The sequence below is a fragment of the Pseudoalteromonas sp. Z1A6 genome (genome assembly GCF_011378745.1).
In the GTDB taxonomy this organism is placed as follows: domain Bacteria; phylum Pseudomonadota; class Gammaproteobacteria; order Enterobacterales; family Alteromonadaceae; genus Pseudoalteromonas; species Pseudoalteromonas arctica.
The window spans coordinates 1-10,271 of record NZ_WTKW01000142.1; the positions used below are offsets into that span (position 1 = coordinate 1).

Consider the following 10,271-nt stretch of genomic DNA (forward strand, 5'->3'; position numbering starts at 1 on the left):
TGCTTACGCGTAAAGCGCCGCTTTTAATATTTATAACTGATACTTTACTTACTTATTGGCTTCTCTAAAGCGCAGCGCCCTCTAAACCTCTTTGTGAATAAATCACTTAAAATCTTATTGCACTAAGAGAAGCAAAAGAGATGTAAATGAGAAGACATCTGGCATAGAAATTACGAGCTTTGCTCGTCACGCCAGCAAGCTGTGCATCTACAAGTTTGGTGTAAGAATTTTGATGTACTGTAGGCGTGAAGCTTGCTCACGCGAAAAGCGCAGCTTTTAATTCTTTAACGCCACATGTAATAACAGGCACAAGCCCCTCAAAAACCTATTTACCACACTCTTTACACTCTGAATCTTTAATCACTTTAAAGTGCTGCTGCTTTAAAGTAAGCGCATCAAACGTTATAAATACACATCCCTCTGCATGCCCCATTAATAAGTTGAGCGTAAGTTGCGCCTGCATAGAGCCTATTACACCAAGTAGCGGGCTAATTACTCCTGCGTTACTGCAATTTATAACCGGTGTAGCTTCGCTTTGTGGAAAAACACAGCCATAGCACGGGCTATCACTTTGCCTAAAATCAAAGCCCATTAACTGACCTTTAGTTACCAATGCAGCACCAGAAATTAACGGTGTTTTATTAGCAATACAATAACGATTAATACTATAGCGAGTACTAAAGTTATCAGAGCAATCAAGTACGATGTCGGCACCTTTTAGCATGTTAGCTGCATTATTCTCATCTAACTTTTGGCAATGCGTTACTATTTCTATTTGATTATTAAGACTCGCTAATACTTTACCCGCCGCAGCGACCTTGTTTTGCCCTAAGTGGTTTATTTTATAAAGCACTTGGCGCTGTAAATTTGAAAGTTCAACTTCGTCATCGTCAATTAAAATAAGCGTTCCAATGCCCGCCGCAGCTAAATACAAAAGTGCTGGGCTACCTAAACCACCAGCCCCCACTACTGCAACCGTTGAGGATTTAAGTGCTAACTGCCCTTCAAGCCCAACTTCTTCAAGCAACAAATGGCGGCTATAACGAAGGGTTTCTTTTTCGCTTAGCTCATTCACGTTTACCAGCCTTGTTAGTATTAATTTGCACTGCTTATGGCTACTTGCAGAGCACTTATAGCCTCTACGTAATTATCAGCCTCGGTAATCGCACGCACTACGGCAACACTGCCTACGCCGGTTTTCGCTACCTGCTCAGCACGGCTTAAGTCAATACCGCCTATTGCCACTGTTGGATAGCTTTGCATAAGCGGTACAAATTTAATCAGCTTTTCAAGACCTTGTATTTGCCCTGTCATGTCTTTTGTTGTGGTTGGGTAAATAGCACCAAATGCCATGTAACTAGGGCGATAATTATGCGCACGCAGCATTTCATAAAAGCCATGAGTAGAAAGCCCAAGCCTTAGCCCAGCGTCTTTAATAGCGGCTAAACTAGCAATGTCTAAATCCTCTTGCCCTAAATGCACACCATACGCACCATGCTTAATAGCTAGCTGCCAGTAATCGTTTATAAATACCTGTGCATTGTATTGCTTGCCCAGCTCAACAGCTAGCTTAATGAGCTCATCCAGCTCGTCTTGCGTTTTATTTTTAACGCGTAACTGCGCTGTTTTAATGCCTTGTTGTAAGCATTTTTCTAACCAATCGGTGCTATCAACAACCGCATATAAGCCCAGCGATTTACTTTCACAAGGTGCAAAATCAGCAGCCATATTAAAATCAAGCGGCACATCAAAATCTAGTTCATCGCCCAGCCAGCTACCGGGCTCAATTACTTGTGGGTAGTCAGCTAAATTAGTGGGGAACGATGTATGAGCAACCGGTCCAATCCCCTCGCCGTATCGAACAGACTGTTTTAGCCCTTGGTTTATATATGCCTTAGCTAAAATAAAGGCATCTTTTAATGGGTAGTCTTTAGCTAAACACGCAGCAATTACCGAAGCCATGCTACACCCGGTGCCGTGGTTATGCGGTGTTTGTATTTTTTGATTGCCTAACCAATATTCTTCACCACTTTGCGTACTACTATCAATACAATAATCAATGCAGTAGCCACTTGGGTAATCCCAATGTCCGCCTTTAATAACAACGGCTTTAGCGCCCCAACTTAATAGCTTATTAGCCGCTTCTTTTATTGCAGCTGGACCAATTAAATACACACCGGTTAATAACTGTGTTTCGTGGGTGTTTGGGGTTATTACATCCACCAGCGGCAGTAAACATTCTTTTATTGCGCTTACCGTGTCTTCTTCTGTTAGTAAGTCACCGCTTGAGGCAATAGCGACAGGGTCATATACAATAACGGGAGGCACAGGCCACTTAGTTTTATAATGACTTATATGTTCGCTGATCAACTGAATTTGCTGCACATTGGCTAACATGCCAATTTTTATCACTTTGGCTTTCATGTCTTTTTCAAGCGCTAGTAACTGCGATTCAATAATATCGGTAGACACTGCATTAATAGCCTCTACGCCTAAACTATTTTGTGCAGTAAGCGCCGTAATTGCCGTGCAGCCATGCACACCAAAACTTTGCATTGCTTTTATGTCAGCTTGAATACCTGCACCGCCGCCAGAATCAGAACCGGCAATTGTCCACACTACATTATTCATATTCTTTCCTTACTGCTGATGCCAAAATGGCATACCCATTGTTGGGGTTGATGGGGCTGCAACGTCTTTTTCAGGCATTGCTTTTGCTTGATATGCAAAGCGCCCTGCTTCAACTGCGGCTTTAAATGCGCGGCTCATAGTAATTGGGCAACCCGCCCCTGCAATGGCTGAATTTAATAATACCGCATCATACCCCATTTCGAGTGCTTGGCAGGCATGCGATGGCAAACCTAAACCGGCATCTACTATTAATGTGGTATCGGGTAAGCGCTCTCGAATAGTTTTTAAATTATAGCTATTTAACAAGCCTTTACCGGTGCCTATTGGCGCCCCCCACGGCATAAGCACCTCACACCCTAGCTCATTTAAGCGCTGGCAAAGTACTAAGTCATCGGTGCAATAAGGCAATACTTTAAAGCCATCATTAATTAATATTTTTGTGGCTTCAAGTAGCGCAAAAGGGTCAGGCTGTAAATTGTAATCATCGCCAATCAGCTCTAGCTTAATCCAGTCGGTGGCAAATACCTCTCGGCACATTTTTGCAAGCGTTATCGCTTCTTTAACACTGTGGCACCCTGCAGTATTAGGGAGTATTTTTAAACCGGTATTTTTTATTAACTGCCAAAAATCATCACCTGCCGCTGCACTTTGTTGGCGCCTAAGCGACACGGTTACAATTTCAGCGCCAGAGGCGACTATCGATTGGGTCATAATGTCGGGCGACGGATAAAGTGCAGAGCCTATTAATAAACGACTCTTTATTTGCTCTCCATAAATAGTTAAACAGTCTTTAGTTTGCATGAGCTTTATCCGCCTTGAATGGGTGACAGCAACTCAACACTGTCGCCTTCATTAAGTACATAGTTACTGTGCCGACTTTGTGGAATAAATTCGCCATTAACAGCCACAGCAAAAGGCGCGACTGCACCAAAACTTTGAAGTACCTCAACGAGTGCTTTACTATTAACATTAAGTAGCTCGCCATTAATTGTAATATTCATTCTACTCTCACTCTATTCGTGAAACTGCTTGCGCCACTAATGCCGGCGCCAACATATAACCATGTCGATACAAACCGTTAATGCTAATTACATTACCAACTTGTGATACTTCTGGGCGGTTATCGCTAAATGCAGGGCGTAATCCGGTTTGAATACTAAGTAGTCGTGCTTCGGCAAACCCGCTGTGTACGGTATAAGCCGCTGAAAGTAACTCAAGAGTTGAGCGCACTGTTGCGGCGCCATTGTCTTGTGACTCTATTTCAGTCGCACCAATTACATATTCACTGTTAGGTTTAGGCGCTATATAAATTGGATAACGCGGGTGCATTAAACGCACAGGCCTGATTAAACTTACCTCTGGTGCGTATAACCTTGCTACTTCGCCGCGCACACCTCTAAGCGGTTTATCATCTTGAGTATTTTTAGCACCAAGCCCACGGCAATCAATAATGTAATCGAAGGGTCGATTGTTTATTTTGTTGTCGCCAATGGTTACGCGCTGATTAAATACAAACTTTACTTTGCGTTTGTTGAGCTGTGCAAAGCTGGCTTTATAAAATGCTTGGTTATCTATTTGCCCCTCGCAGGGTAAAAATAGACCTTGGTTAAAACGCCCTGCAAGTTCAGGTTCAAGCATTGTAATTTGTTGAGCATTTATATGCTCGGCAGTGTGATCAGCTAGCGGTTTTATACGCTGTGCAAAGCTTTGTAAATCGCCTTTGTCCTGCTGGTGCGCAATGACCAAAGTGCCTTGCTGCTGAAAAAAAACCTCACTTTCAAGTTCTGCAATAATGCTGGGCCAGCGCTTCATTGAATCAAGCCCCATTAAAGCTAAATCAGCCTCGCATAACACCGACTCAGCCAGCGGTGCCAGCATTGCTGCAGCCACTTTACCTGCGCTATTTGGGGTTTGCTCATCGTCTGCTTCAAACACCGTTACATGATGCAACTTACTTAACTCAAGGGCAGCTAAGCGCCCTGCTAAACCAAAACCCACCACAGCAATGTTATAAAACATAAAACCTCCAAAGCAGTTATTAGTAGGTGCAAATTCACTCGCACTTCTCCAATATTTAAAGAAGCGAGGTATAAAACCTCACCTGCATCTGCATCTAAATTCTTGCTATACCGCTTTGTGGTAAATCTCTGAGCCTGTTTGCTTAAACTCAGCTGACTTAGCTTTCATTTCGGCTTCTACATCAACCATTTTTATTTCAATAGCGTCGCCAGCGTTATTAGGATCAATACCACGTGTTTCTAAATCTTTAGCGTAATCGCGTACTTCTTGGCTAATTTTCATAGAGCAAAATTTAGGACCACACATAGAGCAAAAGTGAGCCACTTTGCCTGATTCTTGCGGCAGGGTTTCGTCGTGATACTCGCGAGCTCGGTCTGGATCTAAACCAATATTAAATTGGTCATGCCATCTAAACTCAAAGCGTGCTTTTGATAAGGCGTTATCGCGCTCTTGCGCGCCAGGATGCCCTTTTGCTAAATCGGCGGCATGTGCAGCTATTTTGTAGGTAATTAAGCCTTCTTTAACATCTTCTTTATTTGGCAGACCTAAATGCTCTTTAGGTGTTACATAGCAAAGCATTGCACAGCCGTACCATGCTATTTGAGCCGCCCCAATACCAGAAGTAATATGGTCATACCCTGGTGCAATATCGGTCGTTAACGGGCCTAAAGTATAAAATGGCGCTTCGTCACAATGTTTTAATTGCTCGTCCATATTGGCTTTAATCATGTGCATTGGCACATGTCCCGGACCTTCAATAAATACTTGTACGTCGTGCTTCCACGCAATTTTAGTCAGTTCACCTAATGTGCGCAGCTCACTAAACTGTGCTTCATCGTTGGCGTCAGCAATCGAACCAGGGCGAAGTCCATCACCGAGTGAAAAACACACATCGTATTGTTTTAAAATTTCGCAAATGTCTTCAAAGTGCGTGTATAAAAAGTTTTCTTTATGATGCGCTAAACACCACTTAGCCATAATTGAGCCACCACGCGACACAATACCGGTTACACGTTTAGCGGTCATTGGTACATAGCGAAGCAGTACACCGGCATGAATAGTAAAGTAATCAACACCCTGCTCGGCTTGTTCAATAAGCGTATCGCGGAAAATTTCCCACGTTAAATCCTCAGCCACACCATTTACTTTTTCAAGCGCTTGATAAATCGGTACTGTACCAATAGGTACAGGCGAGTTACGTACAACCCATTCACGCGTTTCGTGAATGTAACGACCCGTTGATAAGTCCATCACGGTGTCTGCGCCCCAGCGGGTAGACCACACCATTTTTTCTACTTCTTCTTCAATAGATGAGCTAACCGATGAATTACCAATATTGGCATTAACTTTTACTAAAAAGTTACGGCCTACAATCATAGGCTCTGTTTCTGGATGGTTTATATTATTTGGTAAAATAGCGCGACCACGGGCTATTTCGTCGCGTACAAATTCTGGGGTAATAAATTCAGGAATACTCGCGCCAAACGACTCGCCTTTATGCTGCGCGGCAAGTAATTCTTTACGAATTTCTGCACGCCCCATATTTTCACGAACAGCTACGTATTCCATTTCAGGGGTAATAATCCCTTGGCGTGCGTAGTGCATTTGCGTTACGTTTTTACCAGCGACACCACGGCGAATTTTTGGAAGGTGATCAAAGCGAATATGATCCAGCCCTTCATCTGCCATACGTTGCTGCGAGAACTGCGACGTCACTGACTCTAAAACTTCGGTGTCGCCACGGCTTTCAATCCATTGTTCACGAAATTTTGGTAAGCCTTTGCGTACATCTAGTTCAAAATTAGGATCGGTATACGGACCCGACGTATCGTAAACACGAAGCGGATCGTTTGACTCATAAACAGGGTTTTCATCTGTGCCACCAATAAACGTATCACTTAATGTGATTTCACGCATACCAACACGCACACCAGGTTGAGTACCTTCAACGTATACTTTATGAGAGTTTGGGAACGGTTGACCCGTTAAGTTATAAATATATTCAGACGCGGCAGCACGAGTTTCTCGGCGTGACGCTTTATTTGTAGTATTTGACATGACTTGCCTCATTGCTTAAGGGTTGTCTTGTCAGATATTCCGAGGAATAGAGAAAGATCGTAAAGTAGCGTACATGCTACTTTGCAGCCTAAAAAATAAATCACTTTATTGTGCGCATAAAAAAAGACGCACAAGCGTCCTTATTTAGGCAGCTTGTTCCCTACGCAGGTATTAACCTGATCAGGTTCACGGATCCCGCTTTCGCGATCTCAGCCAAAAACTAATTACTTAGCTTTGGCACTCCGACAAGTATTGATATATAAATTCTGTTCGTTAATTTGAAGGTGTTATCCATCAAATCTGCGCTGAGTGTACGTCAGTTAAAAACTGCCCGCAAGGGGCTGTTTTTCAAAAACTTAAAATTATTTAGGGATAAACACAAATGTTTGCTCGCCTTGCATGACTAATTGCTGGTCTTGCATTTTAAGCTCTGCACCTTGCTTTAAGGCTTGTAATAACTGCTGCTCAAACTCATCAAGGTCTTCGCCGCACGACTTGCGCGTCATTCCTAATTTACTTACGGTAAGGTTACTTTCTTCAAGCGAGCCTTCACCAAAAAATTTGTTACAGCCAGCAAAACCGTTTACTTGCAGTGCTTCAATAAAGCTCATTGATGCATTAAACGAAGGTGGAATTGCTAAACCATCAACACGTGATAATTGCCATTGGGTGTATTTAAGCTGCTCACTGGTAACCGTCCCTGTTGATGCGCAACCAACACATAAACCGACTATAAGCATCGGTATTGCTGCTAATTTCATGCTACTACTAACTAATTGTCTAATTAATGTAATTGTAACAATATTTATGCCCTTTATCCGTTAAAAATGCATGTTTTAAATGTAAATTTTTGTTCTATGATAGTTCAAAAGTTATGCGATTAAGTACTAAGTTGTAGTTTTAAATACGTTATCTATTTGCTCAGGTAAAAACGGTCTACCTTTTTCATTAACAGACGTTCCTATAACCAGTGCATTGAGCATTACTTTTTCATCGCTTTTACGTATAACCGTTTGCTTAAACGCAAATTTTAAACGACTGATACGCTGCGGCTCCACAGCCACATAAAATTCATCACCTGGTAGTAGTGAATGTTTATAGTCCATTTCGCTGCGCATCACGACTAGGTTAATTTTATCTTTCGCTAATTGAGCAAAATCAATACCGTGTGCGTACAAGAATTCATGGCGAGCATGCTCTAAATAATTAAAATAAACACTGTTATTTACGATACCTTGTAAGTCACATTCGTAATCACGTACTTTGAAGTCAACTTTAAAGGTCATATTAGTAATCCTGATTATTTAACGTATAATTGCCGCGTTTATAGCACATGTGTTTAAATAATTGCTACCATACGAGTCCCTAAAATGGAGTTAAGTAACCCAATGAACTTACGTTTGTCTTTAATTACTGCCGCACTTTTACCGCTGCTTGGTGCACCAATTGCAGCTAACGCTGATGATAGCGACCTAGAAAGAATTGTTGTAACTGGCGATTTTCAGCGCGAAAGCATTCAAACTTTAAGCGCGAGTGCGAGCTTATTCAGCGAAGATGAAATTAATCAACGTGGTGCAAGTTACTTAGACGAAATGTTAGGCAGTGCCGCCAATGTAAATTTTGCATCTGGTGCGTCGCGTGGTCGTTACATCCAAATTCGTGGCGTGGGACTTCGCTCACAATTTGTAGACCCTATTAATCCATCTGTAGGCTTAGTTATTGATGGTATTAACTATTCTGGTCTTGGTGGCAGCTCATTATTATTTGATATAGACCAAGTAGAAATTTATCGTGGCCCACAAGGTACACGCTTTGGCGCAGACGGTATGGCCGGTATGATCCAAATGGGTTCAGCTAAAGCCACGAGCGATCCAAGTTTAAAATTACAAGTAGGTGCTGGCACGTACAACACCCGCGAAGCAGGTATTGCAGCAAGCACTGGTTTAACAGATGACACTAGCGCACGCGTTAGCTACTTTCGCAGAAAGTCAGACGGCTACGTAGATAACTTGTACTTAAATGACGAAACACAAAATCAAGACGAACAAGTAGCCCGCTTTAAAATAAACAGTCAGCTTACAAAGCATTTAAATACTGAGTTAAACCTTCACTATATTGACATAAACAATGGTTACGATGCGTTTACGCTTGATAACAGCCGCAATAGTGTTGCCGATGAACCAGGCCAAGATAATCAAGAAAGCTACGCTATAGGTGTCAAGAATACTTACACGGGTTTTGACGCTTTTGATGTAAATCTAAACCTATCGGCTATTGATACCGAATTACTTTACAGCTTTGACGAAGACTGGGTATGTAACGATACAAGTGAGCCAAAGTTATGTGCTGCTGGCTTACATCCAGATGGATACAGCTCAACCGATCTTTACAGCCGCGATCGCGACGATCAGTCTGTAGATTTACAGTTTAATTCTAAAACGGGTAACTGGGTTGCGGGTATTTATTACCAAAACCGTGACGTTGATTTAGAGCGCCAATACACATGGTTAGCAAGCCCGTTTTCTTCAACTTACGAAACGAGTAACGTTGCAGTATATGGTCAAGTAGCGACTCCAATTGGCCCTAAAACAACACTCATTACAGGTTTACGTGTAGAGCAATACCAAGGCGACTACACCGATAGTAATGGCTTTATACAAGACACTGACGACGTAATGGTTGGCGGTAAAATAGCACTTGAATATCAAGTGATTGATCGCACTATGATCTACACCAGCATTACGCGTGGCTACAAAGCTGGCGGTATTAACTCAGAAGCGCTTGCTAAAGCCAAAGATGAAGGCTTAAACCTAAGCGCTGATTTTTTCCAGCAACACACCAGTTTCGACCCTGAATATTTATGGAGTGGCGAATTTGGTGTTAAAGGCTCATCGCTTGATGACAAATTTACGCTTCGCTTAGCTGCATTTTACATGCACCGCGACGATATTCAGTTAAAAGCATGGCAAGTAGAAGGTCAGCAATTTACCGGTTATGTTGATAACGCAAGTTCTGGTAGCAACTACGGATTAGAAGTTGAAGGTAGTTACCAACTAACTGATAATCTATTTTTAACGGGTAGTGCTGGTTACTTAAACACTGAAATAGATGACTTTGTAACGCAGTCTGGCTTAAACCAAGACGGTCGTGAGCAAGCACAGTCACCTAAATACCAGTATGCGTTTACTGCTCGCTATAACTTTACAAGTGAGCTTTACGGTATGATTGGTGTTGAAGGTAAGGACGACTACTACTTCTCAGATAGTCATAACTCACAGGCACCAAGCAGCAACTTAGTTAACTTAAGCTTTGGCTACGAAGCAGACATGTGGGCAGTTCGCGCATGGGCTCGTAACGTGTTTGATGAGACAGTCCCTACACGTGGTTTTGAGTTTGGTAATGACCCACAAGATGGTTACGCAACGCATACCTATACACAATTAGGTGAGCCTCGTGTAGCAGGTGTTACGTTTACGCTTAATCTGTAAAGCACAGCCGTTGGCTTTCAAATGAAAGCTTTCTGCAAGCAAATAAAAACACCGCGTTTAAATTAAACGCGGTGT

The 10,271-nt window shown here is 42.4% G+C and carries 9 protein-coding genes and 1 riboswitch; of the genes, 1 reads left to right on the top strand and 8 read right to left on the bottom strand.

The genetic code is table 11. The annotated features are described in order from the left end of the window. Positions 1 to 325 precede the first annotated feature (325 nt). The 8 genes from GQR46_RS10510 to GQR46_RS10545 form a co-directional block, all read right to left on the bottom strand. Positions 326 to 1,075 (bottom strand): HesA/MoeB/ThiF family protein, encoded by a 750-nt coding sequence (locus GQR46_RS10510; protein WP_165729218.1) that lies wholly within the window; start codon positions 1,073 to 1,075, stop codon positions 326 to 328. A 20-nt stretch (positions 1,076 to 1,095) separates the two neighbouring features. Continuing rightward, positions 1,096 to 2,631, bottom strand: coding sequence for a thiamine phosphate synthase (thiE, locus tag GQR46_RS10515; protein ID WP_165740919.1), 1,536 nt, complete (start codon positions 2,629 to 2,631; stop codon positions 1,096 to 1,098). 9 nt (positions 2,632 to 2,640) lie between these two features. After that, positions 2,641 to 3,432 (bottom strand): thiazole synthase, encoded by a 792-nt coding sequence (locus tag GQR46_RS10520; RefSeq protein ID WP_024592345.1) that lies wholly within the window; start codon positions 3,430 to 3,432, stop codon positions 2,641 to 2,643. A 5-nt stretch (positions 3,433 to 3,437) separates the two neighbouring features. Beyond that, on the bottom strand, positions 3,438 to 3,632 hold the full coding sequence (gene thiS, locus GQR46_RS10525) for a sulfur carrier protein ThiS (protein WP_002960781.1): 195 nt from the start codon (positions 3,630 to 3,632) through the stop codon (positions 3,438 to 3,440). Between the two features lie 7 nt (positions 3,633 to 3,639). Then, positions 3,640 to 4,650 (bottom strand): FAD-dependent oxidoreductase, encoded by a 1,011-nt coding sequence (locus tag GQR46_RS10530; RefSeq protein ID WP_165740920.1) that lies wholly within the window; start codon positions 4,648 to 4,650, stop codon positions 3,640 to 3,642. A 105-nt stretch (positions 4,651 to 4,755) separates the two neighbouring features. Then, on the bottom strand, positions 4,756 to 6,708 hold the full coding sequence (thiC, locus tag GQR46_RS10535) for a phosphomethylpyrimidine synthase ThiC (protein ID WP_165740921.1): 1,953 nt from the start codon (positions 6,706 to 6,708) through the stop codon (positions 4,756 to 4,758). 140 nt (positions 6,709 to 6,848) lie between these two features. Beyond that, a riboswitch (TPP riboswitch) is annotated at positions 6,849 to 6,963 on the bottom strand. A gap of 107 nt (positions 6,964 to 7,070) precedes the next feature. Beyond that, a complete protein-coding gene (locus GQR46_RS10540) occupies positions 7,071 to 7,469 on the bottom strand; it encodes an META domain-containing protein (RefSeq protein WP_010555269.1) in 399 nt (132 codons plus the stop codon). Positions 7,470 to 7,595: 126 nt separating this feature from the next. After that, the gene (locus GQR46_RS10545; protein WP_010555268.1) at positions 7,596 to 7,994 is read right to left on the bottom strand and encodes an acyl-CoA thioesterase; all 399 of its coding nucleotides are present in this window, start codon (positions 7,992 to 7,994) and stop codon (positions 7,596 to 7,598) included. 84 nt (positions 7,995 to 8,078) lie between these two features. On the opposite strand from GQR46_RS10545, the gene GQR46_RS10550 reads away from it, so the two are divergent. Next, entirely contained in the window at positions 8,079 to 10,196 is a 2,118-nt protein-coding gene (locus GQR46_RS10550; protein WP_010555267.1) for a TonB-dependent receptor, read from the top strand. Positions 10,197 to 10,271 lie beyond the last annotated feature (75 nt).

Coding starts and splice junctions, on each gene's coding strand:
- thiE (WP_165740919.1), bottom strand. CDS start 2,631: ATGAATAATGTAGTGTGGACAATTGCCGGTTCTGATTCTGGCGGCGGT.
- GQR46_RS10520 (WP_024592345.1), bottom strand. CDS start 3,432: ATGCAAACTAAAGACTGTTTAACTATTTATGGAGAGCAAATAAAGAGT.
- thiS (WP_002960781.1), bottom strand. CDS start 3,632: ATGAATATTACAATTAATGGCGAGCTACTTAATGTTAATAGTAAAGCA.
- GQR46_RS10530 (WP_165740920.1), bottom strand. CDS start 4,650: ATGTTTTATAACATTGCTGTGGTGGGTTTTGGTTTAGCAGGGCGCTTA.
- thiC (WP_165740921.1), bottom strand. CDS start 6,708: ATGTCAAATACTACAAATAAAGCGTCACGCCGAGAAACTCGTGCTGCC.
- GQR46_RS10540 (WP_010555269.1), bottom strand. CDS start 7,469: ATGAAATTAGCAGCAATACCGATGCTTATAGTCGGTTTATGTGTTGGT.
- GQR46_RS10545 (WP_010555268.1), bottom strand. CDS start 7,994: ATGACCTTTAAAGTTGACTTCAAAGTACGTGATTACGAATGTGACTTA.
- GQR46_RS10550 (WP_010555267.1), top strand. CDS start 8,079: ATGGAGTTAAGTAACCCAATGAACTTACGTTTGTCTTTAATTACTGCC.